At 71.3% G+C, this 26925-nt stretch carries 27 protein-coding genes and 2 tRNA genes; 12 read left to right on the top strand and 17 right to left on the bottom strand.

The window, feature by feature from the left end:
- Positions 1-36 precede the first annotated feature (36 nt).
- From ACH41F_RS26580 to ACH41F_RS26565, 4 genes are all read left to right on the top strand, one after another.
- Complete coding sequence (locus tag ACH41F_RS26580; RefSeq protein ID WP_391232940.1) at positions 37-750, top strand: M50 family metallopeptidase; 714 nt, start codon at positions 37-39, stop codon at positions 748-750.
- 118 nt (positions 751-868) lie between these two features.
- Positions 869-2185, top strand: a complete 1317-nt coding sequence (aroA, locus tag ACH41F_RS26575) for a 3-phosphoshikimate 1-carboxyvinyltransferase (RefSeq protein ID WP_391232941.1) — start codon at positions 869-871, stop codon at positions 2183-2185.
- A 13-nt stretch (positions 2186-2198) separates the two neighbouring features.
- Positions 2199-3209 (top strand): ribosome small subunit-dependent GTPase A, encoded by a 1011-nt coding sequence (rsgA, locus tag ACH41F_RS26570; RefSeq protein ID WP_391232942.1) that lies wholly within the window; start codon positions 2199-2201, stop codon positions 3207-3209.
- 76 nt (positions 3210-3285) lie between these two features.
- The gene (locus ACH41F_RS26565) at positions 3286-3609 is read left to right on the top strand and encodes an SMR family transporter (protein ID WP_391232943.1); all 324 of its coding nucleotides are present in this window, start codon (positions 3286-3288) and stop codon (positions 3607-3609) included.
- Positions 3610-3630: 21 nt separating this feature from the next.
- Here ACH41F_RS26565 and ACH41F_RS26560 read toward each other — a convergent pair whose 3' ends face one another.
- Positions 3631-4239 (bottom strand): TetR family transcriptional regulator, encoded by a 609-nt coding sequence (locus ACH41F_RS26560; RefSeq protein WP_391232944.1) that lies wholly within the window; start codon positions 4237-4239, stop codon positions 3631-3633.
- Between the two features lie 240 nt (positions 4240-4479).
- On the opposite strand from ACH41F_RS26560, the gene hisN reads away from it, so the two are divergent.
- From hisN to ACH41F_RS26545, 3 genes are all read left to right on the top strand, one after another.
- Positions 4480-5280, top strand: coding sequence for a histidinol-phosphatase (gene hisN / locus ACH41F_RS26555; protein ID WP_398837804.1), 801 nt, complete (start codon positions 4480-4482; stop codon positions 5278-5280).
- A 150-nt stretch (positions 5281-5430) separates the two neighbouring features.
- Positions 5431-5829 (top strand): CBS domain-containing protein, encoded by a 399-nt coding sequence (locus tag ACH41F_RS26550; RefSeq protein WP_391232947.1) that lies wholly within the window; start codon positions 5431-5433, stop codon positions 5827-5829.
- 181 nt (positions 5830-6010) lie between these two features.
- Complete coding sequence (locus ACH41F_RS26545) at positions 6011-6427, top strand: transcriptional repressor (RefSeq protein ID WP_391232949.1); 417 nt, start codon at positions 6011-6013, stop codon at positions 6425-6427.
- 187 nt (positions 6428-6614) lie between these two features.
- On the opposite strand, the gene ACH41F_RS26540 is transcribed toward ACH41F_RS26545, so the two are convergent.
- From ACH41F_RS26540 to ACH41F_RS26525, 4 genes are all read right to left on the bottom strand, one after another.
- Positions 6615-6688: transfer RNA gene (locus ACH41F_RS26540), tRNA-Met, on the bottom strand.
- Between the two features lie 70 nt (positions 6689-6758).
- Positions 6759-8573 carry a tetratricopeptide repeat protein gene (locus ACH41F_RS26535; RefSeq protein WP_391232951.1) on the bottom strand — a complete coding sequence of 605 codons (1815 nt, stop codon included), beginning with the start codon at positions 8571-8573 and terminating at the stop codon, positions 6759-6761.
- Between the two features lie 208 nt (positions 8574-8781).
- Positions 8782-8855 (bottom strand) — tRNA-Met (locus tag ACH41F_RS26530).
- A gap of 44 nt (positions 8856-8899) precedes the next feature.
- Positions 8900-11863, bottom strand: a complete 2964-nt coding sequence (locus tag ACH41F_RS26525) for a UPF0182 family protein (RefSeq protein ID WP_391233026.1) — start codon at positions 11861-11863, stop codon at positions 8900-8902.
- 163 nt (positions 11864-12026) lie between these two features.
- On the opposite strand from ACH41F_RS26525, the gene ACH41F_RS26520 reads away from it, so the two are divergent.
- The gene (locus tag ACH41F_RS26520; protein ID WP_391232952.1) at positions 12027-12569 is read left to right on the top strand and encodes a PPA1309 family protein; all 543 of its coding nucleotides are present in this window, start codon (positions 12027-12029) and stop codon (positions 12567-12569) included.
- A 79-nt stretch (positions 12570-12648) separates the two neighbouring features.
- Here the strand turns inward: ACH41F_RS26520 and ACH41F_RS26515 are convergent, their stop codons facing one another.
- From ACH41F_RS26515 to ACH41F_RS26500, 4 genes are all read right to left on the bottom strand, one after another.
- On the bottom strand, positions 12649-13746 hold the full coding sequence (locus tag ACH41F_RS26515; RefSeq protein ID WP_391232953.1) for a PDZ domain-containing protein: 1098 nt from the start codon (positions 13744-13746) through the stop codon (positions 12649-12651).
- Positions 13747-13858: 112 nt separating this feature from the next.
- Positions 13859-14014, bottom strand: a complete 156-nt coding sequence (locus ACH41F_RS26510) for a hypothetical protein (protein ID WP_391232955.1) — start codon at positions 14012-14014, stop codon at positions 13859-13861.
- A gap of 148 nt (positions 14015-14162) precedes the next feature.
- Positions 14163-14624 carry a molybdenum cofactor biosynthesis protein MoaE gene (locus ACH41F_RS26505; protein ID WP_398837801.1) on the bottom strand — a complete coding sequence of 154 codons (462 nt, stop codon included), beginning with the start codon at positions 14622-14624 and terminating at the stop codon, positions 14163-14165.
- Positions 14625-14724: 100 nt separating this feature from the next.
- Positions 14725-15888 (bottom strand): NAD-dependent epimerase/dehydratase family protein, encoded by a 1164-nt coding sequence (locus tag ACH41F_RS26500; RefSeq protein ID WP_391232957.1) that lies wholly within the window; start codon positions 15886-15888, stop codon positions 14725-14727.
- A gap of 193 nt (positions 15889-16081) precedes the next feature.
- Here ACH41F_RS26500 and ACH41F_RS26495 point away from each other — a divergent pair, with 193 nt between their 5' ends.
- Complete coding sequence (locus ACH41F_RS26495; RefSeq protein WP_391232958.1) at positions 16082-17536, top strand: zinc-dependent metalloprotease; 1455 nt, start codon at positions 16082-16084, stop codon at positions 17534-17536.
- Positions 17533-18054: an NUDIX hydrolase gene (locus ACH41F_RS26490; RefSeq protein WP_398837799.1), complete on the top strand. Its 522-nt coding sequence runs from the start codon at positions 17533-17535 to the stop codon at positions 18052-18054. The genes ACH41F_RS26495 and ACH41F_RS26490 overlap by 4 nt, the downstream gene beginning before the upstream one ends.
- Before the next feature lie 97 nt (positions 18055-18151).
- Here the strand turns inward: ACH41F_RS26490 and ACH41F_RS26485 are convergent, their stop codons facing one another.
- The 4 genes from ACH41F_RS26485 to ACH41F_RS26470 all read right to left on the bottom strand — a co-directional run bounded on the left by ACH41F_RS26485 (position 18152) and on the right by ACH41F_RS26470 (position 22242).
- Entirely contained in the window at positions 18152-18907 is a 756-nt protein-coding gene (locus tag ACH41F_RS26485; RefSeq protein ID WP_398837797.1) for an AIM24 family protein, read from the bottom strand.
- A gap of 17 nt (positions 18908-18924) precedes the next feature.
- Positions 18925-19605: an AIM24 family protein gene (locus ACH41F_RS26480; protein WP_171141547.1), complete on the bottom strand. Its 681-nt coding sequence runs from the start codon at positions 19603-19605 to the stop codon at positions 18925-18927.
- Between the two features lie 11 nt (positions 19606-19616).
- Positions 19617-21347, bottom strand: coding sequence for a TerD family protein (locus tag ACH41F_RS26475; protein ID WP_391232964.1), 1731 nt, complete (start codon positions 21345-21347; stop codon positions 19617-19619).
- A 298-nt stretch (positions 21348-21645) separates the two neighbouring features.
- On the bottom strand, positions 21646-22242 hold the full coding sequence (locus ACH41F_RS26470; protein ID WP_391232965.1) for a SprT-like domain-containing protein: 597 nt from the start codon (positions 22240-22242) through the stop codon (positions 21646-21648).
- A 356-nt stretch (positions 22243-22598) separates the two neighbouring features.
- Here ACH41F_RS26470 and ACH41F_RS26465 point away from each other — a divergent pair, with 356 nt between their 5' ends.
- On the top strand, positions 22599-23804 hold the full coding sequence (locus ACH41F_RS26465; protein ID WP_398837911.1) for a TOMM precursor leader peptide-binding protein: 1206 nt from the start codon (positions 22599-22601) through the stop codon (positions 23802-23804).
- Entirely contained in the window at positions 23797-25161 is a 1365-nt protein-coding gene (locus ACH41F_RS26460) for an ABC1 kinase family protein (protein WP_398837795.1), read from the top strand. The genes ACH41F_RS26465 and ACH41F_RS26460 overlap by 8 nt, the downstream gene beginning before the upstream one ends.
- A gap of 66 nt (positions 25162-25227) precedes the next feature.
- Here the strand turns inward: ACH41F_RS26460 and ACH41F_RS26455 are convergent, their stop codons facing one another.
- The 4 genes from ACH41F_RS26455 to ACH41F_RS26440 all read right to left on the bottom strand — a co-directional run bounded on the left by ACH41F_RS26455 (position 25228) and on the right by ACH41F_RS26440 (position 26735).
- A complete protein-coding gene (locus ACH41F_RS26455) occupies positions 25228-25437 on the bottom strand; it encodes a hypothetical protein (protein ID WP_391232968.1) in 210 nt (69 codons plus the stop codon).
- Positions 25438-25575: 138 nt separating this feature from the next.
- On the bottom strand, positions 25576-25899 hold the full coding sequence (locus ACH41F_RS26450) for a hypothetical protein (RefSeq protein ID WP_391232970.1): 324 nt from the start codon (positions 25897-25899) through the stop codon (positions 25576-25578).
- Positions 25896-26273 (bottom strand): WhiB family transcriptional regulator, encoded by a 378-nt coding sequence (locus ACH41F_RS26445; RefSeq protein WP_391232972.1) that lies wholly within the window; start codon positions 26271-26273, stop codon positions 25896-25898. Before ACH41F_RS26445 ends, ACH41F_RS26450 begins: the two co-directional genes overlap by 4 nt.
- Before the next feature lie 177 nt (positions 26274-26450).
- A complete protein-coding gene (locus tag ACH41F_RS26440; RefSeq protein ID WP_398837910.1) occupies positions 26451-26735 on the bottom strand; it encodes a hypothetical protein in 285 nt (94 codons plus the stop codon).
- Between the last annotated feature and the right edge of the window lie 190 nt (positions 26736-26925).

Below are 26925 nucleotides of genomic sequence, written 5' to 3'. Positions count from 1 at the left end.
CAGACTCCGTACGACGAGAGGGAGCCCCCGCCGAACATGGACACCAGCACAGCGACCTCTCTCTGGGACGAGCTGATCGGCACCCAGCCCGACCCCGACCTGTGGGTGGTCCTGGCCACCCTGGGCGCGGCGCTCGCCATCGTCGTACCGCCCACCCTGTGGCGCGTCTCGCGCAACGCCATCACCATCGCCCACGAGGGCGGCCACGGTCTGGTCGCGCTGCTCACCGGGCGTCAGCTCACCGGCATCCGGCTGCACTCCGACACCAGCGGGCTCACGGTCAGCCGGGGCAAGCCGCACGGCCTCGGCATGATCCTCACGGCCGCGGCCGGGTACACCGCTCCCCCGCTGCTGGGCCTGGGCGGCGCGGCCCTGCTGGCCACCGGCCGCATCACCCTGCTGCTGTGGGTGGCGACGGCCCTGCTGCTGGCGATGCTGGTGATGATCCGCAACGCGTACGGCGCCCTGACGGTGGTCGTCACCGGCGGCACGTTCGTGGTGGTGTCGTGGCTCGCGGGCCCCCAGGTGCAGGCGGCGTTCGCGTACGCGGCGGTGTGGTTCCTGCTCGCGGGTGGCGTGCGTCCCGCTTTCGAGTTGCAGGCGAAGCGGGTGCGGGGCGGGGCGGGTGACTCGGACGCGGACCAGTTGTCGCGGCTGACGCATGTGCCGGCGGGCCTGTGGCTGTTCCTGTTCCACGCGGTGTCGTTGTGCTCGCTGATAGGCGGCGGCCGGTGGTTGCTGGAGGTGTGAGGGGCCCCGAGGAGCCGCGTCACAGGGGTGCCGGGCCGCGGCGATCGGCGGTTCCGCGGGGCGCGACCAGCCACAACGGCGGCGCACCCGGAACACGGCCCCCCACTAGAGTGGACGCATGGCTTTGAACCCCTCAGAAACCGCCCTCTGGCCCGCACCCCACGCGAGCGGAGCCGTCGACGCGACGGTCCACGTCCCGGGGTCGAAGTCCGTCACCAACCGCGCCCTGGTCCTCGCGGCCCTCGCCTCGGAACCGGGCTGGCTCCGTCGCCCCCTCCGCTCCCGCGACACCCTGCTCATGGCGGCCGCGCTCCGTGAGATGGGCGTGGGCATCGAGGAGGGCGTCGGTCCCGACGGCACCGGCGAGTCCTGGCGGGTGCTCCCGGCCGGTCTGCGCGGCCCGGCCACGGTCCACGTCGGCAACGCCGGCACGGTCATGCGCTTCCTGCCCCCCGTGGCCGCCCTCGCCGACGGCCCCATCCGCTTCGACGGCGACCCCCGGTCCTACGAGCGCCCCCTGAACGGGGTGATCGACGCCCTGCGCGTCCTCGGCGCCCGGATCGACGACGACGGCCGGGGTGCGCTGCCGCTGACGGTGCACGGCGGGGGCGCGCTGGACGGCGGCCCGGTGGAGATCGACGCGTCCTCGTCGTCGCAGTTCGTGAGCGCGCTGCTGCTGAGCGGACCGCGGTTCAACCAGGGGGTCGAGGTCCGCCACATCGGCTCCTCGCTGCCCTCCCTGCCGCACATCCGCATGACGGTCGACATGCTGCGCGCGGTCGGCGCCCAGGTCGACACCCCGGAGTCGGGCGGCGAGCCCGACGTCTGGCGGGTGACTCCGGGCGCGCTGCTCGGCCGGGACCTGACGATCGAGCCGGACCTCTCCAACGCCCAGCCCTTCCTCGCGGCGGCCCTGGTCACCGGCGGCAAGGTCGTGATCCCGGACTGGCCGAGCCGCACCACCCAGCCCGGCGACCGGCTGCGGGAGATCTTCACCGAGATGGGCGGTTCCTGCGAACTCACCGAGTACGGACTGGTGTTCACCGGCTCGGGTTCCATCCACGGCATCGACGCCGACCTGAGCGAGGTCGGCGAGCTGACCCCGGGCATCGCGGCGGTGGCGGCGCTCGCGGACTCCCCCTCGACCCTGCGCGGCGTGTCCCATCTGCGGTTGCACGAGACGGACCGGCTGGCCGCGCTCACCAAGGAGATCAACGAACTCGGCGGCGACGTGACCGAGACGGCCGACGGCCTGCACATCCGCCCGCGCCCCCTGCACGGCGGGACCTTCCACACCTACGAGGACCACCGCATGGCGACCGCCGGCGCGATCATCGGCCTGGCGGTCCAGGGCGTGCGGATCGAGAACGTGGCGACGACGGCGAAGACACTGCCGGACTTCCCCGAGCTGTGGACCGGGATGCTCGGGGCGTAGGAGCCGAGAGATCATGCGCCGCTACAGCAAGCACACCGACGAGGACGACATCCGCTCCCGCCCCAACCGCAAGGGCAACCGACCGCGGACCAACATCCGCCCCAAGCACGAGGACGCGGCCTGGGGCATGGTCCTCACCGTCGACCGGGGACGGCTTACCGTGCTCGTCGACGACCGGATCGTGATGGCCATGAAGGCCCGCGAGCTGGGCCGCAAGGCCGCGATCGTCGGCGACCGGGTGGCCCTGGTCGGGGACCTGACCGGCCAGAAGGACACCCTCGCGCGGATCGTCCGCATCGAGGAGCGCACCTCCGTCCTGCGTCGCACGGCGGACGACGACGACCCGTTCGAGCGCGTGGTGGTCGCCAACGCCGACCAGCTCGCCATCGTCACCGCCCTCGCCGACCCCGAGCCCCGCCCCCGCCTGATCGACCGCTGCCTGGTCGCGGCGTACGACGGCGGCCTGGAGCCCCTGCTGGTGATGACCAAGTCGGACCTGGCCCCGCCGGACAAGCTCCTGGAGCTCTACGGCGACCTCGACATCCCCTTCGTCGTCACCAGCCGTGAGGAGCTGGAGAACGGCGACGCGACGGACCGGGTCCGCGAGCAGCTCGACGGCAAGATCACGGCGTTCGTCGGCCACTCCGGCGTGGGCAAGACGACCCTGGTCAACGCACTCGTGCCCGAGGACAGGCGTCGGCTGACGGGCCATGTGAACGCGGTCACCGGACGCGGTCGGCACACCACGACCTCGGCGCTCGCCCTGCCCCTGGCGGGCGAGGGCGGCTGGGTCATCGACACCCCGGGCCTGCGGTCGTTCGGACTGCACCACGTCGATCCGTCCCGTGTGATCCACGCGTTCCCGGACCTGGAACCGGGAACCGAGGGCTGTCCCCGTGCGTGCAGTCATGACGAGCCGGACTGCGCGCTGGACCGATGGGTGGCCGACGGACACGCGGACCCGGCCCGGCTCTACTCGCTGCGCAGGCTGTTGGCGACGAGGGAGCGCAAGGAAGGCGACTGACCTCCGCGTTGTTTGTCTGCGTACAGGTCAGGTAAAGGCATACTCGCACCGAGCCGGACATACGGGAGGACAGCACATGGCGTGGCTGCTGGTGGTGGTGGCCGGGTTGTTGGAGACCGGATTCGCCGTGTGTCTGAAGCTCTCGCACGGGTTCACCCGGCTCTGGCCGACGGTCGCCTTCTGCGTCTTCGCCCTCGGCAGCTTCGGCCTGCTGACGCTGTCGCTGAAGAAGCTCGACGTCGGCCCGGCCTACGCGGTGTGGACCGGCATCGGCGCGGCGGGCACCGCGATCTACGGCATGATCTTCCTCGGCGACCTGGTCTCGACCCTCAAGATCGTCTCGATCAGCCTGGTCATCGTGGGCGTGATCGGCCTCCAGCTGTCGGGCTCGGCGCACTAGCTGGATCGACCCGCGGGGCTCTCACACCGGCTGTCGGTGCAGCGCGCTGCGGACCAGCTCGGACACCCCGCCCTCGCCGGGTGGGGCCGCCACGCAGGACAGCGCGATCCGGATGGTCAGCTCGCAGGAGCGGGCGAGGTCGGTGAGGTCCGTCTTGTGCGCGCCGGGTCCGGCGAGCACGGCCACGGCGCGGTCGCGCACCAGCGCCACGAAGTCGCCGGGCGAGGGCAGCGGGCCGTCCGCGCGGCGCTGGGCCGGCACCGCGGAGGAGGACGGGACCGCGGACAGGGTCGGGGCGGGCAGGCGCTCGCTCCAGCAGCCGGTGAGCATGGCCCGCACCAGCGCGTTGTCCCGGGCGGTGGCGGCGGTCCACTCGGCGGTCGCGGTCAGCCGCTCCCGTGCGTCGCTGTGGGTGGTGAGCGCGCGCTCCACGCCGGCGAGGTAGCCGTCGGCCTCCCTTCTGACAAGGGCCCGGGCCAGACCTTCCTTGCTCCCGAACTCGTTGTACAGGGTCTGCCGTGAGACCCCGGCCGCCGCGGCGACGTCCACCATCCGCACCGCGGACCACGGCCGACGCGCCAGCGCCGTGTACGCGGCGTCCAGCAGGGACTCCCTCGCTGCGGGCATCATCGCCTCCTAGGGGCGAGCGGCTCTGCGCCCCAGATTTGACGCGCGTACGGGCACTGTCAAGGGTTCGCGAGGGCATGGAGGGGCGCCCTTGATCCACCGCACGCCGTCCGCGACGGAACCGCCCACACCGCCGTCCGCGGCGGGCCCGCCCACACCGCCACCCGTACCGCCACCCGCACCGCCGTCCACACCGTGGTCCCGTGTAGCCCCGCGGCGGCGACGGCGGATAGCGTTCGTCCCATGCCGGACTACCTCGACGACCTCCGCTTCGCCCACGTCCTCGCGGACGCGGCGGACGCGGCGACCATGGACCGTTTCAAGGCGCTGGACCTCAAGGTCGAGACGAAACCGGACATGACCCCGGTGAGCGAGGCGGACAAGGCCGCCGAGGACCTGATCCGCACCCACCTCCAGCGCGCCCGCCCGCGGGACGCGATCCTCGGCGAGGAGTTCGGCGTCGAGGGCACCGGCCCCCGCCGCTGGGTGATCGACCCGATCGACGGCACCAAGAACTACGTCCGCGGGGTGCCCGTCTGGGCCACCCTGATCGCCCTGATGGAGGCGGCCGAGGGCGGCTACCAGCCCGTCGTCGGCGTCGTCTCCGCGCCCGCCCTGGGCCGCCGCTGGTGGGCCGCGAAGGGCCACGGCGCCTACACCGGCCGCAGCCTCTCCTCGGCCTCGCGTCTGCGCGTCTCCCAGGTCTCGAAGCTGTCGGACGCCTCCTTCGCGTACTCCTCGCTGAGCGGCTGGGAGGAGCAGGGCCGGCTGAACGGCTTCCTGGACCTGACCCGCGAGGTGTGGCGCACGCGCGCGTACGGCGACTTCTGGCCCTACATGATGGTCGCGGAGGGTTCCGTCGACATGTGCGCCGAACCCGAGCTGTCCCTCTGGGACATGGCCGCCAACGCGATCGTCGTCACGGAGGCCGGCGGCACCTTCACCGGCCTGGACGGCCGCCCCGGTCCGCACAGCGGCAACGCGGCCGCCTCCAACGGCCCGCTCCACGACGAGCTGCTGGGTTATCTCAACCAGCGTCACTGATCGGCACGGACGAGCGCGTGCGCCCTCAATCGGCCGCACGCGCCCTCTTGTTGACCCACGCTTTGCCTGCGACTCTGAGAGCACCCTCGTTTGTGAACTTGTGAACCGCTGAACTATCGGGGCGGTTCCTCTGGAGGTGACTCCGCACCCATGCTCGTCCGTGACGCCATGAGCACAGTGGTCCTCACCATCGGCCCCACCCACACCCTCCGCCAGGCCGCGGCCCTGATGTCCGCGCGCCGCGTCGGCGCCGCCGTGATCCTCGACCCCGATGCCGGCGGGGTCGGCATCCTGACCGAACGGGACGTCCTCAACGCCGTGGGCCTGGGCCAGAACCCGGACACGGAACGCGTCCACGACCACACCCCCACCGACGTCGTCTTCGCGACGCCGTCCTGGACCCTGGAGGAGGCGGCCCGGGCCATGGCCCACGGCGGCTTCCGGCACCTCATCGTCCTGGACCACGACGAGCCGGTCGGCATCGTCTCGGTCCGCGACATCATCCGCTGCTGGGCACCGGCACGGCAGCACGTACCCGCCCCCGCGTGACCACACGGACGGCCGGGCCACCTCGCCAGAGGGGGCCCGGCCGTCCGCGTACGCGCCTCGGGACACCCGCCCACTTGGCGCCGAGCGCGGGCGATCCTACAATGGACTATGTCCAATTTCGGCAAAGATCTAAAATCACACCTCTTCGGGGCCTTGGTCCCCTGCTGTTAAGGTGACCCCTATGAGTGACCTTCTGGATCGACTGCGCGGCCGCGGATGGCGGATGACCGCGCAGCGCCGTGTCGTGGCCGAGGTCCTCGACGGCGATCACGTCCACCTGACGGCCGACGAGGTCCACGCGCGGGCCGTCGCCAAGCTGCCCGAGATCTCCCGGGCGACCGTCTACAACACGCTGGGCGAGCTGGTGTCCCTCGGCGAGGTCCTCGAGGTCGCCACCGACAAGCGCGCCAAGCGGTACGACCCGAACGCGCACCGGCCGCACCACCACCTGGTGTGCGCCCAGTGCGGCGCGATCCGCGACGTCCACCCGAGCGGCGACCCGCTGACCGACCTGCCCGACTCGGAGCGGTTCGGCTTCACGGTCTCCGGCGTCGAGGTGACGTACCGCGGCATCTGCCCGAACTGCGCGGCCGCGTAACCCCGCTTCCGAAGCCCCGGCACCCCCAGGTGCCGGGGCTTCGTGCTGTCCGCGGACGTCCCGGATCGAAGGGAAGCGCCTGGACGTCCCCCGCAAGCTGCCGCCGACACCGGACGCACCCCCGAGCAGGGGTCCGGAAACGCACCGAGGGCCGGAACCCTTTCGGATTCCGGCCCTCGGCCTTCAGTAGCGGGGACAGGATTTGAACCTGCGACCTCTGGGTTATGAGCCCAGCGAGCTACCGAGCTGCTCCACCCCGCGTCGATGAAATGAACACTACGTCAACGGTGCGGACGGAAGCAAATCGCTTTGTTCGCCCTGGCCGGCGCGGTCACGCCGACAGCTCCTGCCGCAGCGCGTCCCGCAGCCGGGCCGCGCGCTCGGACACCTCTCTGGGTCCCAGCGTCACCGCCCGGTCGGCCCAGCGCTGGCCCTCCACCAGCTCGCCACGACGCGCGTAGACCAGGGCCAACCGCAGTGCCGCCCGCCCGTGCCCCGCGTCGGCGGCACGGGTCCACCACACGGCCGCCTCGGGCTCGCTGCCCTCCCGCGCGAGCAGCAGGCCCAGGTTGAAGGCCCCGTTGCGGGACCCGGCCTCCGCGGCCTCCCGGTACCAGCGGGCCGCCTCCACGACGTCACCCCGCGCCGCGGCGAGCATGCCCACCCGGACCTGCGCCCGGCGGTGCCCCTGGGACGCCGCTCGCTCGTACCACTCCTCGCACTCGGACTTGGCGGAGTGCACCGGTTCCCCGAGCTCGTGCGCGGGCGCCGGGGGGCGTCGCGCGTCCAGCACGGTGGCCAGCCGGTACGCGGCCTCCGCGTTGCCGCCCCCCGCCGCGCACCGCAGATGCCGCTCGGCCGTCGCCTCGTCCCCGTCCCGCAGCAGCGCGATGCCCACCTGGAGCGCCGCCTCGGTGTGCCCGGCGGCGGCGGCCCGCTCGTACCAACGCAGCGCCACGGCGTGCTCGCCCCGTCCGGCGAAGAGGATCCCGAGGTTGAAGGCCGCGTCCACGCTTCCGGCCTCGGCGGCCTTGGAGAACCACGGCTCGGCGCCGGTGGTGTCCCCGACCTGGAGCAGCAGGATCGCCAGCGCGTTCGCGGCCTCGCGGTGCCCGGCGTACGCGGCCCGGCGGTACCACTGCTCGGCCTGCGCGGTCCGGCCCTGCTCGGCGCAGAGCAGCCCGAGGTTGTAAGCGCCGTTGACGTCACCGGCGTCCATCGCGGCCCGGTACCAGCGCTCGGCGGTCTGGGTCTCGCCGCGCTCGGCGTGCAGCGCCCCGAGGGCGTTCGCCGCGTTGCCGTCCCCGTCCTGCGCGGCCCGCAGCCACCAGACCGCGGCGCTGTCGACGTCCCCGGCGTCCCGCAGCAGGAACCCGAGCGCGCAGGCGGCCCGTGCCTCGCCGTCCTTGGCGGAGGTCAGGTACCAGCGTCCGGCCTCCTTCAGCTCGCCGCGGTTCTCCAGGATCGTGCCGAGATGGAGGGCGGCCCGCCGGTGTCCGCGCGCGGCCGCCTGGCGGTACCACTGCTCGGCCTCCGCGCAGACACCGTTGTCAGCCCCGGCGTCCCCCTCGGCGGGCGCCTCGCGGTCGAGGGCGCGCGCGAGCCGGTACGCCGCCTCGCGGTGCCCGCGCTCGGCCGCGGCCCGCATCCACTGGCGGGCCGTGGCGTCGCCGCGGTGCTCCAGCAGATCGGCGAGCGCGTACGCGCCGAGGGCGTGGCCCTGCTCGGCGGACTGGCGCAGCCAGTACTCGGCGGCGGGCTCGTCGCCCTTCTCCCGGTGGTGGCGCCCGAGGGCGTGCGCGGCCGCGGCGGACCCGGCGACGGCGGCGATCCGCCACCATCCGGCGGCCTCGTCGGCATATCCGCGCTGGTGCAGCAGGACGCCGAGGTTGTTGGCGGCGGCCCGGTCACCGGCGGCGGTGGCGGCACGCAACTGGGGCTCGGCTCCGTCGAGATCACCGCGGCGCAGCAGCATGGCCCCGAGGACGCTCATGGCCTCGACGTCACCGGCCTCCGCGGCGAGCCGTCGGCGCAACTCCTCGACGGCGTCGTCGGCGACCTCCGTGGCCTCGGTCTCGCCCGGCCCGGAGGGCTGCACAAATCGCCCTGTCTCGAACAGAGTTGCCTTGTCCCCCATAACGTCCATCGTCGCACCACCTGCAACCTGGGTACACCTGGTATACCGCAGCCAGTGAGGTCACTTCAGCGTTTTGTCGACATGCCCACAGAGAGACAAGTCAAACACAGTTCCCCCCAACTCCCCACGGCGGCGCGGCACTCACCCCTTCCGGCACATGCGTTCGCACATCACGAAGGCCCGGATCCTTGATCAGGATCCGGGCCTTCGTTTTCAGTAGCGGGGACAGGATTTGAACCTGCGACCTCTGGGTTATGAGCCCAGCGAGCTACCGAGCTGCTCCACCCCGCGCCGTTGTGTTGCAACCGTACCACGGCGCGGGACGGAGTATTCGATCAGCCGCTGGGACTGCCGCTCGGGCTCGGACTTCCGCTGGGTTTCGGGCTGCCGCTGGGCTTGGGAGTGCTGCCCGGCTTGGGGGTGCTGCCGGTCTTGTCCCCCGTGGCCTGCGCGTCCTCGGCCCGCCGCAGCGCGTCCTCCAGGTCCTTCTGCGCCTTGCCGTACGCCTCCCAGTCGCCCTTCTTCAGGGCTTCCTGGCCGGCGTCGAAGGCCTTCTGGGCGTCGTCCAACGCCTCCTGGACCGTGGGGTTGTCGGACGGCGGTGGCGGAGTGGTGGTGTCCCCGCCGTCGTCCTCCGGTGGCTTCGGGGTCTCGCCCTTCGCCCCGAACACCTTGCTGAGGGCCTCGTCGAGGGTGTCCTCGAAGGCGGTGTTGCCTCCGTAGGTCACCAACACCTTCCGCAGCAGCGGGTACTTCAGTCCACCACCGCGTACGTAGACCGGCTCCACGTACAGCAGTCCTCCGTCGAGCGGCACCGTCAGCAGGTTGCCGTACTCCACCTTGGAGTCGCCTCTGTTGAGGAGGCTGATGGTCTCGGCGATGTCCTGTTCGGAGTTGAACTGGCTCTGCACCTGTTTGGGCCCGTTGACGGTGGTGTTCGTCGGCAGTTTCAGGATTCTGATCTTGCCGTAGTCACCGGTGCCCGCCTCGGCGTCGACCGACATGAACGCACTGAGGTTGTCCCGGCCGTTGGGCGTGAACGTCGTCGTGAGCGAGAACGCCTGTGTCTTCTGGTCGGGCATCTTCATGCTCAGGTAGTACGGCGGCACCGGTTCGCCCGAGGTGTTGGTCGGGTCGTCCGGCACCTGCCAGACCTCGGAGCCGCTGAGGAACGTCGTCGCGTCCTTCACGTGGTAGCGGCTGAGCAGCTCGCGCTGGACCTTGAACAGGTCCTGCGGGTACCGCAGATGGGCCATGAGGGCGCTGGAGATCTCGGTCTTCGCCTTCACCGTGCCCGGGAACGCCTTCATCCAGGTCTTCAGGACCGGGTCCTGGGTGTCCCACTGGTAGAGCTTGACCTGACCGCTGTACGCGTCGACGGTCGCCTTCACAGAGTTGCGGATGTAGTTGACCTGGTTCTGCTGGGCCACCACCGCGCGCGAGTTGTTCGTCGCGGTCAGCGAGTCGGCCGTGGTGTCACCGAGGGTCGTACGGGACGAGTACGGGTAGCCGTTCGTCGTCGTGTACGCGTCGACGATCCACTGGATCTTGCCGTCCACGACCGCCGGGTAGGCGTCGCCGTCGATGGTCAGCCACGGGGCGACCGCCTCGACGCGCTCCTTGGGCGTGCGGTTGTACAGGATCCGCGAACCCTCGCCGATCGCGCCGGAGTAGAGGATCTGCGGCTCGCTGAACGCCACCGCGTACGCGGCCCGGTTGATCGGGTTGGAGAGGTTGACCCCGCTCTTGCCCGTGTAGCTGAAGGTTTTCTCGCCGTTGTCGTCGGAGTAGTCGATCTCCTTCTGGGGACCGCCGACGATCGAGTACTCGGTGGTCTTCTCGCCGTAGTACACGCGCTGCTGGTACGTCCCGAGGTCGCCCTGCGAGGGCAGGTCGGACTCGGTGAAGACCGGGCGGCCCTCGGAGTCGGCGGTGGTGCCCTTGGCGGCGACCACACCGTAGCCGTGGGTGTAGCGGAAGTGGTCGTTGATCCAGTTGTTCTTCGGGATGCCGGCCAGGTTCAGCTCGCGCAGACCGATGACCGTGTCCTGGTCCTTGCCGTCCTTGCTGTACCGGTCGACGTCCAGGTTGGTCGGGAACGCGTAGTAGTTACGCATCTGCTGGAGCTGCTGGAACGTCGGCGAGACGATGTTGGGGTCCAGCACACGGATGCTGGCCGTGTTGTCGACGTCGTCGCGCAGCCTGGTCTTGTCCGTGGCGGTCGACGTGCCCCCGTACTCGGTGACCTGGGCGTCGTCGATGCCGTACGCCTCGCGCGTGGCCTTGAGGTTCTTGGAGACGTAGGGCGCCTCCTTGGCCTGCTCGTTCGGCTGGACCTGGAACTTCTGCACGATCGCCGGGTAGAGACCGCCGATGAGGATCGCCGACAGCACCATCAGGCCGAAGCCGATGACGGGCAGCTGCCAGGTGCGCCGCCACAGGGTGGCGAAGAACAGCAGCGCGCAGATGACGGCGATGCAGAACAGGATCGTCTTGGCGGGCAGATAGGCGTTCGCGTCGACGTACCTCAGGCCGGTCCAGTTGTCGGTGGCCTTGAAGTCGCTGGACTTGACCGCGAGGCCGTACCGGTCGAGCCAGTAGGCCACCGCCTTCAGGGCGACGAAGACGCCCATCAGCACCGACAGATGGCCGGTGGCGGCGGCGGTGGCGCGCGCGCCCGGGCTGGTGATCCTGAGGCCGCCGTACAGGTAGTGGGTCAGCGCGGCGGCGATCAGGGAGAGGATCGCGGCGGCGAAGCCGAAGCCGAGCAGGAACCGGTACCAGGGCAGGTCGAAGGTGAAGAAGGAGATGTCGAGCTTGAACTGCGGGTCCTTCTCACCGAACGACACGCCGTTGACCCACATCAGCCAGGTCCGCCACTGGCTGGAGGCCGAGGCCCCGGCGATCAGCCCGACCAGGGAGGTGATCCCCAGCAGCAGCCACTTCTTGTAGGGCGCGATGCCCATGCGGTAGCGGTCGAGGTTCTGCTGCTCCATCGACATGGCGCTCAGCGGCGGGCGCAGCCGGTGGGCCAGCCAGATGTTGACGCCGACCGCGAGGGCCATCAGCAGACCGAAGACGAAGAACAGCCCGATCTTCGTCCACAGGGTGGTCGTGAACACGGACGAGTAGTTGACCGACCGGTACCAGAGCCAGTCCGTCCAGAACCCGGCGAACATGGTGAACGCCATGCCGAGCACGGCAAGGACGCCCAGTGTCATGAGCAGGGTCCGGACACGCCGGGACGGGCGGCCCACTCTGATCCGTGGCCCCGTCGGGCCTCCGCCGCGGTCCGGCATCTGGAAAGCCAAGGTGCGCACCTCGAAAGTCGCTGTTGGTCCGTCAGACCCGCGTCCCCGCGGGCCGTCCGTGGGCCACGTGATCGTGGGCCCTCACCTATGCAACTTACTCACGCTTTACTCGGTTCCCGATTCCGGCCATGAACGAGGCAGGATTGTGACCATGTCCAACACTCCCATGGCAGCGAGCCCTCTGACCCGGGCCGTACTCGAGATCGACGAGTACGTCTCCGGCCTCGGCTGGGACCAGCCCGCTCGCCTCTTCGCCCTCGTAGACACCGCCCGGCTGCGCGCCCAGGAACCCGGGCTCGCGGCCCAGCTCGGCCTGGAGGACGAGCAGGCGACCACCGCTCTCACCCCGATCGAGCAGGAGGAGATCCCGGCGGGCAGGCCGCTGGACGAGTTCCTCGGCACGATCGCCTGGCCCGACGCCGTGGTCGGCTGCGCGCTGACGGTGGAGCGCCTGATGCTGCCGCCGTCCGCCGAGGCCTCGGTCCCCGAGGGCCTGAACGAGAAGAAGCTCGCCCAGTGGGTCGCCGAGCACCCCGACCGCCAGGAGGTCCGTATGACGGTCGCCGTCCTGCGCGACGGCGCCCGCGACTCGGCGCTGCGCCTGCGGGAGAAGGACTCCCCGACGGAGGTCCTCACGGGCGGCGACCTGGTGCCGGGTCTGGCGGAGGCGCTGTCGGCCACGTTCGCGGACTGACGTCCGCCGTCACACCGGACGAGGGCGTCCCCGGCCTGCGGGGGCGCCCTCGTCCATGTACGCGCGCGTGGGCGCCGTATCAGCCCTTGGTCGTGCAGCTGGGCAGGTCGGCGGTGTCGCCGGAGCGGATGTCCTTGAGGGCGCCGAGGGCGTCGTCGATGGTCTTCACCTTGACCAGGGTGAGCCCGCTCGGGGTGTCCTTGGCGGCGGCGGCGCAGTTCTCGGCGGGCGTCAGGAAGTACTGCGCCCCCTTGCCGCGCGCACCGACGGTCTTCATCTCGATGCCGCCGATCGGGCCGACCTTGCCGTCGTCGTCGATGGTGCCGGTGCCGGCCACGAACGCGCCGCCGGTCAGGGCGCCCGGGGTGAGCTTGTCGTAGATGCCGAGCGCGAACATCAAGCCGGCGCTGGGGCCGCCGACGTCGGCGAGCTTGATGTCGATGGTGAACGGGAAGGTGTGGTCGACGCCGGCGGAGATGCCGACGATGGCCCGCTTCTCGCCGTCGTCGTCGGACTCCTTGGTGGTGATCGTCACGTCCTCGGTCCTGGTCGCCGTCCGCTGCTCCTTCTCGGCGGCGGCCTGCTCCTTGGCGGGCACGATGGTGAAGACGACCTTCTCGCCGGCCTTGTGCTCGGTGACCCGCTCGGCGACGTCGGCGGGCTCCTTCACCGCCTTGCCGTCGACGGCCTTGATGACGTCACCGGCGTGCAGCGCGCCCTCGGCCGGGGAGTCCTTGACGACCGTGGAGACGATCACGAAGGACTTCACCGGGATGTCCAGCGCCTCCAGGGCGGCGACCTTGGCGCTCTCCTGGGACTGGCTGAACTCCTCGGCGTTCTCCTGGGTGGACTGCTCCTCGGTCTTGCCGTCCGGGTAGAGCGTGTCGTGCGGCACGACCTTGTTGTCGTGCGCGAGCCAGCCGTAGACGGCCTCGACGAGGTTCATCCTGTAGTCGGCGCTGGTGACCCGGACGGTGGTCATGTTCAGGTGCCCACTGGTCGCGTAGGTCTTGCGCCCGGAGATCTGGAGCACCGGCTCGCCGCCGTGCTCACCCAAGGTGTTCACCGTCGGCCCCGGGGACATCTCCGCGTACGGCACGGGGATGAAGACTCCCGCGCACAGGAGCGCGATCAGCATCAGGGTGGAGGCGAGCATCGTCGCGGTGCGGCGTGGCATGGCACGACAGTACGGGACGCCTCTGTCAGCGACCCGTCAGGGCGACCTTAGGGTTGCTTCCGCATGGCCTCGGGGCTGCTTTCCCTGGCCGCAGGTCTGCTTCCCCCTGGCTTCAGGGCTGCTTCTCCATGGCCTCGCGGAACCTGGCGTAGCCGTCGAGCTCGGGACCGTCGCCGCGGATCCTGTGGGTCCGGTTGGCCCAACTCCCCCACAGACCGGCACCGATCGCCGCCAACAGCGGAATCAGCAACCAGGCGAGCGCCGCCATGCAGACCTCCCAACCCCGATGAGCGACCGCAACTGACTGATCAGCAGATTAACCATCCGCACGGACAACGCTCACGCCAGGGGTGCGGTTACGCAACCGGAGAGGGGTGAAGGAAGGGTTCGGCAGCGGTCGGGGCGGGGCGCCGGGCTCAGCAGGCGCCGACCCACTCCTCGGTGCCGTCGGAGAACGTCTGGTGCTTCCAGATGGGCACTTCGTGCTTGAGATCGTCGATCAGCTTCCGGCAGGCCTCGAAGGCCTCACCGCGGTGCGGGCACGACACGGCGACGACGACGGCGAGATCCCCGACGCCCAGATCCCCGATCCGGTGCACGGCGGCCAGCGCCCGCACGGGGTACGCGGCGACGACCTTCTCGGCGATCCGGCGCATCTCCGCCTCGGCGCTCGGATGGCACGAGTAGCCGAGCGTGTCGACGTCGGCGCCCCCGTCGTGGTTGCGCACGGTTCCCACGAACAGCGCAGTCCCCCCGGCCGCGTCGTCCCCGACGGCCTGGAAGACCTCGTCCAGGGAGAGCGGGGTCTCACGGATGGCGAGGAGCTTGATCGGCTCGTCGGCGGCCCGCTCACCCGGGTGGTCGTTCGTGGTTGCCATGGGCCCATCGTGCCCCATGCCGCGGACCACGCGGAATAGCGTCATCGACCGGCACACGCGCGTGTGCGTTTGGAGCCTCCTACAGGACCGCGGCCCCGCCTCAGATCCTGCGCCGCGCCTTGCGGGCCCTGCGCACCACCGCCGCCGCGCCCAGCAGCGCCACCGTCGCGCCCGCCGCGCCCGCGGCCGTCGCGTCCTTGCGGCCGAGCCGGCGCCCGGCCACCGTGTGGCGCCCGGAGACCTCCTCCAGCAGCTGCCCGAGCACCTCCTCGTTGGTCCACTGCGGCCGCCACCCCGCGTCGTGCAGCCGGCTCCCGCTCACCACCCAGGGGTACATCGTGTACGCCAGGTCCCCGGCCGGGGACGGCGTGAGCCCGATCCGGTGCAACCGGGCCGCCGCTCCCAGCGCCACGGCCGACGGCAGCTCCATCCGCCGGATCCCGCTGAGCTCCTCGACCTCCTCCTGCTCCAGCCAGCCGTCGCAGCCGACGGCCAGCTCGCCCTCGACCTTCTCCAGGACGGCGTACTCCAGAGCGCTGCACAGGTCCTCGACGTGGCAGAACTGCCAGGCGGGCCGCGAACCGGCCACGACGAGCAGCCGCGGCGACTCGAAGTACCGGGTCAGCGCGGTGTCGGTGCCCCCGACCAGGATCGCGGGCCGCACCACGGTGACGTTCAGCCCGGGGTGCGCCCGGGGGGCGCGCCGCGCGAGCCGCTCGATCTCCAGCAGGTCCCCGACACCGGTCGCCTCCGCGGTGGCGCGCAGCTCCGCGTCCTCGGACAGCGGCAGCTCGTTGTCGTCGAGGGCCCCGTAGACCATGGCGGACGTGCACAGCACGACGCGGTGCACACCGGCGGCGGCCGCGGCGGTCAGGACCGTCTGGGTGCCGCGCACGTTGTACGCCGTACGGGCGGCGCCGTCCGTCTCCAGATCGAGGTCCAGCGCCAGGTGCACGACGACGTCGGCGCCCCGCAGCTTCTCCGCGATGGCCGGATCCCGCACGTCCAGGATGTGCCACTGCGCCGCCGCGCACTCGCCGCGCCGCTCGTCGATGGCGATGACCTGCTTGATCTCCGCCGAGGCGGCGAGCCGCTCGGTGAGCAGCGCGCCGACACCGTCGGCGGCACCGGTCACGGCGACGACGGGCCCGCGCCCGCCCGTCGACGCGCCGGCGCGAAGCGCCGTCGTCGAGGGGTGGTGGTCGGGTGACGGGTGGGTTGACTGGTTTCGCGCTGCGCGAACCTGTGGATCGGGGGAACTCACCGGGCGTCTCCAGCGGTTGTCTTCAGTACGGGCGCGAGTGACGCGTACGTACCAGGTGGCATCCATCCTGCCGCAGGCCGCGAGTCGGCGGAGCACCGAGGCCCGATCCGCCCACGGTGTCTACGCTGGGTGGTGTTATCGGGCAGTCGCGCCGTCGGAGAGACACCGGCGGCCTTACCAGCCGAGGAATCCCGTGAGTGACACCCCATTCGGATTCGGCCTTCCGCCGGAGGAGCCGGAAGACGGCGACGAGGGCAAGAAGAAGGACCAGCAGAGCGGTGGTGGTCAGGGCCCGGCCAACCCGTTCGGTTTCGGCGGGCTGCCCGGAGCCGGTGGCTTCGGTGGCCCGGGTGGTCCGGGCGCGGACAATCCGTTCGCCGCCATGTTCGGCTCCCTGAACCCCAACGACCTGGGCGCCGCCTTCCAGCAGCTCGGCCAGATGCTCTCGTACGAGGGCGGGCCGGTGAACTGGGACATGGCCAAGCAGATCGCCCGCCAGACGGTCTCCCAGGGCACCGCCGACGGCACCAAGGACGCGAGCGTCGGCCCCGGCGAGCGCACCGCCGTCCAGGAGGCCGTCCGCCTGGCCGACCTGTGGCTCGACGACGCGACGTCCCTGCCGTCCGGCGCGGGCTCCGCCGTGGCCTGGTCCCGCGCGGAGTGGGTCGAGGCGACCCTGCCCGCGTGGAAGGAGCTCGTCGACCCGGTCGCCGAGCGCGTCGGCACCGCCATGGGCGACGTGCTGCCGGAGGAGATGCAGGCCATGGCCGGCCCGCTGATCGGCATGATGCGGTCGATGGGCGGCGCGATGTTCGGCACCCAGATCGGACAGGCCGTCGGTGTGCTCGCGGGCGAGGTCGTCGGCTCGACCGACATCGGCCTGCCGCTCGGTCCGGCCGGCAAGGCCGCGCTGCTGCCGGTGAACATCGAGGCGTTCGGCAAGGACCTGGGCGTGCCCAAGGACGAGGTGCGGCTGTATCTCGCCCTGCGCGAGGCCGCCCACCAGCGCCTCTTCACGCATGTGCCCTGGCTGCGCTCGCATCTGTTCGGCGCGGTCGACGGCTACGCGCGCGGGATCAAGGTCGACACCGCCAAGCTGGAGGACGTGGTCGGCCAGTTCGACCCGCAGAATCCCGAGCAGCTCCAGGACGCGCTCCAGCAGGGCATGTTCCAGCCCGAGGACACCCCGGAGCAGAAGGCGGCCCTGGCCCGTCTGGAGACGGCTCTGGCGCTGGTGGAGGGCTGGGTGGACGCGGTGGTCCACACGGCCGCGAAGCCCCGCCTGACGTCGGCGGACGCGCTGCGCGAGACCCTGCGCCGCCGGCGCGCCTCGGGCGGCCCGGCCGAGCAGACCTTCGCCACGCTGATCGGCCTGGAGCTGCGTCCGCGCCGGCTGCGGGACGCCTCCCGGCTGTGGGCCTCGCTGACGGACGCGCGCGGTGTCGACGGCCGGGACGGTCTGTGGGCCCACCCGGACATGCTGCCGACCGCTTCCGACCTGGACGACCCGGACGGCTTCGTCCACCGCGAGCAGCTGGACTTCTCCGAGCTGGACAAGATGCTCGGCGAGGCGGCGCAGAAGCCCGACCTGAAGAAGAAGGACACCGACGCCGACGCCGACGCCGACAAGGACGACGACACCGAGTGAGCCTGTTCGACGACGCGGTCCTCGTACTGAAGGGCTACGAGGACCAGGAAGAGCTGCGCCAGATCTACCTGGACCATCTGGCGACGCACCCGGACGGCATGTGGAAGGCCTGCGGCGACGGGCACATCACGGCGAGCGCGCTGGTGATCGACCCGTCCCGCGGGCAGGTCCTGCTGACCCTCCACCGGAAGTTGCGGATGTGGCTCCAGATGGGCGGGCACTGTGAGCCGGGTGACGTGTCGCTGGAGTCGGCGGCCCTGCGCGAGGCCACGGAGGAGTCGGGCATCACCGGGCTGACGCTGCTCCCGGGCGGCCCGGTGCGGCTGGACCGCCACCCGATCCCGGCGCCCTGCCACTGGCACCTCGACGTCCAGTACGCGGTCGTCGCTCCGCCGGGCGCGGTCCAGGAGATCAGCGACGAGTCCCTGGACCTGCGCTGGTTCCCCTACGTCGAGGTGGCGGACGTCGCGGACGGGTCGGTCGTACGACTGCTGGAAGCGACGCGCGCCCGGCTGTGACGGGCGGACAGGTGTAAGGGGAGGACAGGTGTAAGCGCACAGGTGTAAGGGGCGACCGCCCAGGGTGGTCGCCCCTTACCCATGCCTCTGGGTGCGGCTAGCTCCAGGCGTTGCCCTGGTTCTGGCCCCGGGCCCCCTGCTGCCCCATGCCGTACTGCGCGGCGAGGCCGGAGCCGATCTGGGCGTTCTGCGGAGGCATCAGCTCGCTGGGCTGGACGATGGCGTAGCCGCTGCCCATGAAGCTGAGTTCCCAGCCCTCACCGGTGTTGCCCCGGCGCCGGAACACTCCGGAGGAGTGGGTCTGGGCCTGCATCTGGACGCGCAGCGAGGTCGACCAGGCGACGATCGCGTCGGCGTCGCAGTTGACGTACTTGTCGGGTGTCACCTGCATCATCAGCGGCGCGCCGGAGGTCATGAGGGCGACCTTGCCGCGACCGGTGATGTTGAGCTGGTACTTCCCCGAGCCGGAGATGCCGTAGAGGCTGTCGACGGCGATGACCTCGTGGTGCAGCGAGGAGTCCATGGCGAGGACGTAGGAGCTGTCGACGGTCAGGCCGTCCTGCTCCACGTCGACCAGGTGGACGTGCTGCTTGAGGTTGGCGAGGTAGACCGTGCCCTGCCCGTGGCAGCGCATGAGGTCCAGGCCCTCGCCGGTCCGCGCACGCGCGCGTCCCTGCTGGTTGCTCTGGTACTCGGCGTCGAACTCCATCAGACCCTGGTAGGCGACCATCGTGCCCTTGCGGGCGAGGATGTCGTCGTGGCCCTCCAGGGTGACGCGGAGCATCTGCTTGTTCTGCAGTGCCCAGGGCTCCTGGGTCTGCTGGTCGTTGTAGGCGAAAAGCGGACTCTGCATGACGTTCTGGCTCCCCCTCAGCCCCGGACCCGGAGGCGGTCGGTGCTGTCCTCGCTGGGCTGGACGACGACGATGCCCTGGCCGGAGAAGGCCATCTGGTAGGCCTCACCGCTGCCCCGGCCGATGAGCGACTGCGCCTTGAAGCTGCGCTTGCCCTTGACCTTGAGGTTGGGCGACCAGGCGACGAGCGCGTCGGGGTCGACGTACGTCTCGTCCTCGCCGCCGCCGCAGTCGACGACGATCGGCTTGCCCCGGGAGGTCAGCGCGACCCAGCCCTGCCCGGAGATCTTGGTGTTCCACAGCCCCTGTCCGGCGAACTTGGCCAGGCCCTTGACCCGCTCGACGCCCCAGGTGAGGTGCGCGTCGAAGGCGAGCAGGTTGGTGGCGTTGACGGAGATGCCGTCGCCGTTGAGGTTGATGACGACCACGTTGGCGCCGTAGTCGGCGAGGTAGAGCAGTCCGTCGCCGGAGCACTTCATCAGGGGCGCGCCCTCGCCGGTCATCCAGTCCTTGGCGATCTGGCGCACGGCCGGCGGGTTGGGCTCGTACTGGACGAAGCCCTCGTAGGCGACCATCGAGCCCACGCGCGCGAAGAGGTCGTTCCCGGTCTGCATGGCGATCTTCGCCATGTGGTTGCCGTGGTTCTCCATGCGGGCGGTGACGGGTGCGGGAGCGAAGCCCGCGAGTGGCTGGTTCATGACGGACTCCCTCAGATCTCGTACGGCTGGACGACGATGAAGTTGCCGGGCGCCGCGCGGAACTGGAGGTTCACGCTCTCGCCGGTGTCGCCGGGGTAGGCGTTGCGGCGCATCCGCACCTGGCTGGAGACGACCACCTGCGCGGCGGAGGACCAGGCGACCACGGCGTTGGCGTCGGCGAACGTCGTGGGCGTGACCGGCAGCACCACGGGCGTGCCGTGCGTCTTGAGGACGATCGTGCCGGTGCCCTGGAACATCATCGTGAACAGCGCCCCGCCGGGGATGCCGTGGCCCTCGATACGGCGGACCTCGTACTGGAGGCCCTCGTCGAAGGCGAGGACGTTCTCGGCGGAGACACAGATGCCGTCGCCCTGGAGTTCGATCGGGTGCAGCATCGTGGAGTTCTCGGCGAGGAAGACCTGGCCCTGGCCGGTGCAGCGCATCAGCTGCATCTCCTGGCCGGTCGCGTTGCCGACGACCCGGCCGGCGAACCCGGCGCCCTTGTAGCTGAAGTCGACCTTGCCCTGGTAGAGCACCATGCTGCCCTGCCGGGCCAGCACGGGCTGCCCCCCGATGCCGAGGTCGACACGGACGAGCTTCTTGTTCTGCTGCGTCCAGCGCTGACCGGTGGGGGTCTCCTTGAACTGCGCGAGGGCGCCCGCGACACCGGCGGCCTGGGGCGCGCCGTGCGGCATGCCCTGGGGCGCGCCGTACGGAGCCTGCTGACCGGGGGCCTGCTGACCCGGGGCCTGGCCGTACGGGGGCTGCTGGCCGTAGCCCGGGGGCGGGGTCGGCTGACCGTAGCCGGGCGGCGGGGCGGGGGCGTGGGGTGCGTGCGGGGCCTGGGGCTGGGCGCCGTAGCCGGGGGGCAGCGGAGCCTGCTGACCGGGGGCCTGGCCGTAAGGGGGCTGCTGGCCGTAGCCCGGAGGCGGGGTCGGCTGACCGTAGGGCGCGGCCGGGGCCGGGGGCGGTACCGGGGCACCGCCGGGCGGGGTCATGGGCGCGACGATGGTCGGCTGGGAGTGCACGTTCGGCGCGGGGGCCGGGGGCGGGGTCGCTCCGGGCGGGGGCGCGAAGCCCTGTGCGGCGGGCTGCGGGGCCGGCGCGGGCGCCGGCGGGGCGCCGAACGAGGGGGGCGCGGCGCTCTGGGCGGGCGGGGCGAAGCCCGGGGAGGCGCCGGCCTGCGGCTGCTGCGGTGCCGCGGGCGCCTCCTCCTCGGCGACCTCGCCACCGAAGTTCTTCAGCAGCGCCTCGAGGCCGCCGTCGAAGCCCTGCCCGACCGCGGCGAACCGCCAGACGTCCTTCAGGTAGAAGTCGCCCAGCATCACGGCACGCTCGGTGGTGAACTCCGAGCCGTTGAAGGAGTAGCGGGCCACCTCCTCGCCGCCGGCCACGATCCGGAGGTACCCCGGGGCGACCTGGGACATCTGCCCGGCGCCGTCGATCGTCGCGGTGAAGGACAGCTTCTGGATCTGCGCCGGGATCCGGTCGAGGGTGACGCGGAAGGACTCCGTGTCACCCGCCTGGGCGCCCAGGAGCTGGATGGACTCCTCGGGGGACTTCGGCTGGTTGAAGAAGATGAAGTACCGGTCGTCCGAGAGCCGTTCGTCGGCGTCGAGACCGAAGCAGCTGATGTCGAAGCTCAGTCCGGGGCCGGTGATCTGCACGCCTACGTACAGATCGGTGCCCGCGGTGAGGTCACTGACCTTGGCCTTGTGGCCGCGTTGGAATTCCCTGGCCATGCGTAACGACCGTCCCCCATCCAAATGCGAGTGCGTCGCGCCAGGCTAACGGCAAACTCGGACAACGGAGGAAGTCGGTACAGACCCGGTACACAACTCCGCTGGCGGGAGGGGTGGGGGGAGCGAGGGGACCGAGCCGATGGGGCTCCGCGCGGGGCGGGGGCTGCGGTGGTCACGCTCCGTGTGGGGCGCGGGCGCGGATCGGCATCGCGCGGGCGCGGGGCGCGGATTGGCATCGCGCGGGGTGCAGGTGGGGGGCGCGGGCCCCGGGTGAGTCCTCGGGGACCCTCCGCGCGGGTCAGTCTCCGCGCGCGCCCGGCAGATGGGGCAGGCGGTCGGCGGCCACCACGCCCTCGAGGTAGCCCCGGGCCCGCTCGGTGCGCGGGTATGCCTCCAGCAGCCGCCAGAAACGCGGCCCGTGTCCGGGGACGAGCAGATGGGCGAGCTCGTGGACGAGGACGTAGTCGACGACGTACTCGGGCATGCCCTGGAGCCGGTGCGAGAGCCGGATGCTGCCCTCGGCCGGGGTGCACGACCCCCACCGGGTGTTCTGGTTGGTGACCCAGCGCACCGAGCTGGGCCGGGCGCGTCCGTCGAAGTACTGGGCCGACAGCCGCTCGGCGCGCTCGGACAGCTCCGCGTCACCGAGCACCCTCTTGCTCTCCTGGGCGGCCAGCTTGTCGAGCATGACGCTCACCCAGCGTTGCTCCTCCGCCTCGGACATCCGGGCAGGGATCAGCACGACGGTGCGGTCGCCCTCGCGGTACGCGGAGACCGTCCTGCGTCGGCGGGCGCTCCTGCGCACCTCGATCGCGCTCGCACCCGAGCCGCTGGGCGGCTGGCTCGACGTGCGTCGCTGTGGTGTTCCGGCGCGGTGAAGTGGGTCGGCGGACACGCCCCGACGTTACCCGCTGTGCACGGTGGAAGTCCCGACTCCGGGACGGTTCGGTCCGGATCCCCCACCATGCGTTTGATTTGTACGACGAATACCCACCGCCTGTGGACAACTTTCGGCACCGAACGGCGGGGCCAGGCATGCTGGCATCCGCCGTCGGACACCACGGCCGACCGCCGAACGGTCTTCCGGCGGCGGACGGGGCGTTCCCTCACGGCCGATCCATCACGGTGTGCTTCGGCACGGTGTTCCGTCACGACTGTTCCATCACGGTGTGCTTCGGCACGGCCGCTCCATCACGGCTACGGGGGCCTGTCATGCAGTCTTCACAAGATCCGCCGGTCACGGCGATCCCACTGGTTCCGCTGGTCAAGCCCGCTCTGCGGCGCGGCTGGCGCGACCTCAACACCGTCCAGTTCGGGATGACCCCGGCGCACGCGATGACGCTGGGTCCGATGGACACGGCGACGGGCAGCTTTCTCGACCTGCTCAACGGCACCCGCGGTCCGGGGCTGCTGCGCGAGGAGGGGCGGCGCATGGATCTGCCCGACGGTCATGTCGACCGGCTCCTGGAGGGGCTGGCGCGGTCCGGGCTGCTCGACGACGCGCGCGGGGGCGGCCCGGCCGGTGACGCCCTGCGCAGGAAGAAGCGAGTCCTCGACCGGCTCCGCCCGGACCTGGCCTCGCTGTCGCTGACGACGTCCGAACCGGGCGAGGCGATGGGACTGCTGGCCGGCCGGCGCGCGCTGCGCGTGCAGGTCAGGGGTGCCGGCCGGGTGGGCGCGGTGCTGGCCGCGCTGCTGTCCGGCGCCGGGGTCGGCGAGGTCGACGTGCGGGACGTCGGCGAGGTGGAGCCGTGGGACGTGGCCCCGAACGGGCTGCCCGCCGAGGCGATCGGCGAGCGCCGGGACGAGGCGGCGCGGCGCGCGGTACGCCGATCCGCGCCGGACCGCGCCCCGCGCCGGTCACCCTCCGTGGACGGTGAGCCCGGCTACTCGCTGGTGATCCTCGCCCCGAGGGACGACGTGGCGGTGCACGCCCCGCCGACCGCCGACCTCCTCGTCGAGTCCGGTACGCCCCATCTGTACGCCGGTGTCGTGGAGGCGACCGGAGTCGTCGGTCCGCTGGTCCTGCCCGGAGTGACGGGCTGCGCGGGCTGTCTGCACGAGGGGCGCACCGACCGGGACCCGGTCTGGCCCCGGCTGGTCGCGCAGTGGCGCTCGGGCTCGGGGCGCTCGCGGCACGTGCGCCCGTGCGACCTGGCACTGGCCACCACGGTGGCGGGACTGGCGGCGGCGCATGCCCTCTCCTTCCTGGACGGCCGGACACCGTCGAGCGCCGGCGCCCGCTGGGAGGTCTCCCTGCCCGCCCTGAACTGGCACGCGCGGCCGGTGTGGGCCCATCCCGCATGCCCCTGCGGGGCCGCGGAGAAAGGTAAGGAGGAACACACCGCCACCGAAGGGGAGTCACACGAGACAATGGCGGGGCAAGGGCCGTCGAAGGAGTTGCGCCGCACTGCGGATACGGCACGGCCGGCAGGGACCTGGAGGGCGCATGTCTGATCTTCCCCGAAAGGCGGTCACCCGGACCGCCAAGCTCGCCGCGCTCCCGCTCGGCTTCGCCGGCCGGGCCACGTGGGGGCTCGGCAAGAGAATCGTCGGGGAGTCCGCGGAGATCGTCGGCCGTGAGCTGCAACAGCGCACGGCGGAGCAGTTGTTCAAGGTGCTCGGCGAGCTCAAGGGCGGGGCGATGAAGTTCGGCCAGGCCCTGTCCGTCTTCGAGTCGGCCCTGCCCGAGGAGGTCGCCGGCCCCTACCGCGCCGCGCTGACGAAGCTCCAGGAGGCGGCGCCGCCGATGCCGACGCGCACCGTGCACAAGGTGCTGGCGGAGCGGCTCGGGGAGAACTGGCAGGGGCTGTTCCTGGAGTTCGAGGACAAGCCCTCTGCCGCGGCCTCGATCGGTCAGGTGCACCACGCCGTGTGGGCCGACGGGCGCGAGGTGGCGGTGAAGGTGCAGTACCCCGGGGCCGGCGAGGCCCTGCTGTCCGACCTGAACCAATTGAGCCGTTTCGCCCGACTGTTGGGCCCGCTCATCCCCGGGATGGACATCAAACCGCTCATCACGGAACTCAAGGACCGGGTCTCCGAGGAGCTGGACTACGGCCTGGAGGCACAGGCCCAGCAGGTCCACGCCGAGGAGTTCGAAGGCGACCCGGACGTCGTGGTGCCCGCGGTGGTCCACCAGTGCGACCAGATCCTGATCACCGAGTGGATGGACGGCGTCCCCCTGTCGGAGATCATCGCGGACGGCACCCCCGAGCAGCGTGACCGCGCCGGCCAGCTGCTGGCCCGCTTCCTCTTCTCCGGCCCGACCCGCACCGGCCTGCTCCACGCCGACCCGCACCCCGGCAACTTCCGCCTGCTGCCTGGCGGCCCGGCCGGCGAGGACGACTGGCGTCTGGGCGTCCTGGACTTCGGCACGGTCGACCGCCTCCCGGGCGGCCTGCCGACCCCCATCGGCGAGTCCCTGCGGATGACGCTGGACGGCGAGGCCGAGGCCGTCTACGAACTGCTGTGTCTGGAGGGCTTCGTCAAGGAGTCCATAGAGCTGGACCCCGAGGCCGTCCTCGACTACCTGACGCCGATCATCGAACCGGCCCTGCTCGACGAGTTCACCTTCACCCGCGGCTGGATGCGCAGCCAGGCGGCCCGCATCGGCGACATCCGCTCCCCCGCCTACCAACTGGGCAAGCAGCTCAACCTGCCCCCGGCCTACCTCCTGATCCACCGGGTGACGCTCAGCACCATCGGCGTCCTGTGCCAGCTGGGCGCGACGGTCCGGCTGCGTGAGGAACTGGAGGAGTGGCTGCCGGGGTTCGTGGCGCAGGAGCCGGAGGAGGAGGCAGCGGCCGAGGCGTGAGTTCTCGGCGGACCGGGGCCGCGACCAGGTCGAGCCCCGGTGCGCCGTGCGCCTCGGTGGACCGGGCTACCACCAGGCCGGGTCCAGGCGTCCCTCGATCGCCCTGAGGTTCTCCCTGGAGCAGGTGTCGCAGAGGTACTGACGGACGCCGTGCTCCATGGAGCAGGTCCAGGTGGGCCGGGGCCCGTCGGCCGTGGTGCCGCACCGGGCACATGCGAGGGTCCGGGGCTCGGGGGTGGAGCAGCCGTCGTCACTGCCGCCGGAAGGACTCGTCACGCGGCGACGATATCGCCGCGGCCGCTGGATCGCCGGGCACAACGCACCGCGGGGGCCGGTCCGTTCGGACGGACCGGCCCCCGCGGGGAGCTTTCGCCCTCCCGGCTGCCGGGAGGGCATCGCTTCAGGTGGTGTCGGCTACTGCATGACCGCGAGGGCCAGCGCACGACGCGCGCGCATCGAGGCGCGCTCGGCCCGGCGCTGCATCCGGCGCGCGGCGGCCAGGCTGATGGCCCGGCGCTCCCGCTGCGCCTCATGCAGTCGCTCGTGCATATGCGCACGAGCCAGGGCTTCTGGTTGGAGTTGCATCTCTCGGGTCCTGTTCTGGCGCAAGTCGCTCGCGCCGGTGATCGTGAAGTCTGGAATCGCGGAGCCTGCGGGCTCGGTGGTGGACGGCTTCATCGGGGCCTGCTTCTTGGGGTCGTGCGTGAAGGGGCGGTCGATCGTTCCTGCGGTGTTCATGCTGTGACCGGGTTCTTGCGCGGGCGGCCACGCGGCCGCTTCCGGGCGACGACGACACCCTGGACGAACAGCTCCCCACCCCAGACGCCCCAGGGCTCACGCCGCTCCTTCGCGCCGGCGAGGCAGGCCTCCATCAGCGGGCAGGTGCGGCAGAGGGACTTGGCGTACTCGACGTCGGCCGGCGACTCGGCGAAGAAGACCTCCGGGTCGTAGGAACGGCAGGGGACGGGCACGCCGAGGTTCTCGATGGCGTCGTCGAGCGCGGTGAGCGCGGTGAGGGGGCTGAGCGGGGTCAAGGCGGAGTCCTCCGTGAGGCCGGGCGGGGGGATCGTTTCGGAAGGCGGTACGGACGGGGCGTGCGCTTCGAGTTGCACGGTTGGTCTTCCTCGTCTGGTCGGTCCGGCCCTGTTGGACCGGTGGTCGGCTTGGTACCGGGTCTTTTCTTGTCCCGAGGCCCCTTCGGCTCCGTCATCCCCGTTCGGGGACAAACAGAAGGGCCGCGGATCCCGGATGGGGTTCCGCGGCCCTGAAGGCGCCGGCCTGATCGACGATCAGGCTGGATCACTCCAGGGTTCTGGCCCACGGAAGGCCCACATCAGGTGGTGCTGCGTCGTCTGCTTCCGGCTTGCGGCACCGGCCGCCGTAAAGGCATAGGCGTGCGCCTGTCCCTCTACTGCTTCCAGTGCCTTGGTCGGTCGCTCATTGCGCTCACGAACGGGAAGACCCGCGAGAGACACGGAGGACGCGGACTGGGCGGCACGAATGCCGGACAGACCGGTGCCCTGGTTCGAGACGACGAGCATGCACAGGGAAGCGACGACCGAGCGATCGGTCATTTTCACGATGGAGCCGGTGTTGATCCTGGTCACTGGTCTCGCCTCCTCTCGGCGTCTCGGGGGACTGGTCGGACCAGTCCTACGGGTATGTAAGTAGAGCATGGGAATAGGGCCTTCGAGAAGGCTTCCGTTCCCGTGGCTAAGAACCTATGGGGATCGCTGGGGCATGCGCAAACTATTTTCTCGACGA

The sequence above is a fragment of the Streptomyces sp. NPDC020489 genome (assembly GCF_044386545.1).
GTDB lineage: Bacteria > Actinomycetota > Actinomycetes > Streptomycetales > Streptomycetaceae > Streptomyces.
The sequence above is the reverse complement of the archived record's forward strand: the minus strand, read 5'-3'. Positions and strand labels throughout refer to the sequence as shown.

Coding starts and splice junctions, on each gene's coding strand:
- ACH41F_RS26515 (WP_391232953.1), bottom strand. CDS start 13,746: ATGCCACGCCGCACCGCGACGATGCTCGCCTCCACCCTGATGCTGATC.
- ACH41F_RS26550 (WP_391232947.1), top strand. CDS start 5,431: ATGCTCGTCCGTGACGCCATGAGCACAGTGGTCCTCACCATCGGCCCC.
- ACH41F_RS26545 (WP_391232949.1), top strand. CDS start 6,011: ATGAGTGACCTTCTGGATCGACTGCGCGGCCGCGGATGGCGGATGACC.
- ACH41F_RS26450 (WP_391232970.1), bottom strand. CDS start 25,899: ATGAACACCGCAGGAACGATCGACCGCCCCTTCACGCACGACCCCAAG.
- aroA (WP_391232941.1), top strand. CDS start 869: ATGGCTTTGAACCCCTCAGAAACCGCCCTCTGGCCCGCACCCCACGCG.
- ACH41F_RS26560 (WP_391232944.1), bottom strand. CDS start 4,239: ATGATGCCCGCAGCGAGGGAGTCCCTGCTGGACGCCGCGTACACGGCG.
- hisN (WP_398837804.1), top strand. CDS start 4,480: ATGCCGGACTACCTCGACGACCTCCGCTTCGCCCACGTCCTCGCGGAC.
- ACH41F_RS26440 (WP_398837910.1), bottom strand. CDS start 26,735: ATGACCGATCGCTCGGTCGTCGCTTCCCTGTGCATGCTCGTCGTCTCG.
- ACH41F_RS26520 (WP_391232952.1), top strand. CDS start 12,027: ATGTCCAACACTCCCATGGCAGCGAGCCCTCTGACCCGGGCCGTACTC.
- ACH41F_RS26510 (WP_391232955.1), bottom strand. CDS start 14,014: ATGGCGGCGCTCGCCTGGTTGCTGATTCCGCTGTTGGCGGCGATCGGT.
- ACH41F_RS26580 (WP_391232940.1), top strand. CDS start 37: ATGGACACCAGCACAGCGACCTCTCTCTGGGACGAGCTGATCGGCACC.
- ACH41F_RS26460 (WP_398837795.1), top strand. CDS start 23,797: ATGTCTGATCTTCCCCGAAAGGCGGTCACCCGGACCGCCAAGCTCGCC.
- ACH41F_RS26565 (WP_391232943.1), top strand. CDS start 3,286: ATGGCGTGGCTGCTGGTGGTGGTGGCCGGGTTGTTGGAGACCGGATTC.
- ACH41F_RS26525 (WP_391233026.1), bottom strand. CDS start 11,863: ATGCCGGACCGCGGCGGAGGCCCGACGGGGCCACGGATCAGAGTGGGC.
- ACH41F_RS26535 (WP_391232951.1), bottom strand. CDS start 8,573: ATGGACGTTATGGGGGACAAGGCAACTCTGTTCGAGACAGGGCGATTT.
- ACH41F_RS26480 (WP_171141547.1), bottom strand. CDS start 19,605: ATGAACCAGCCACTCGCGGGCTTCGCTCCCGCACCCGTCACCGCCCGC.
- ACH41F_RS26485 (WP_398837797.1), bottom strand. CDS start 18,907: ATGCAGAGTCCGCTTTTCGCCTACAACGACCAGCAGACCCAGGAGCCC.
- rsgA (WP_391232942.1), top strand. CDS start 2,199: ATGCGCCGCTACAGCAAGCACACCGACGAGGACGACATCCGCTCCCGC.
- ACH41F_RS26505 (WP_398837801.1), bottom strand. CDS start 14,624: ATGGCAACCACGAACGACCACCCGGGTGAGCGGGCCGCCGACGAGCCG.
- ACH41F_RS26475 (WP_391232964.1), bottom strand. CDS start 21,347: ATGGCCAGGGAATTCCAACGCGGCCACAAGGCCAAGGTCAGTGACCTC.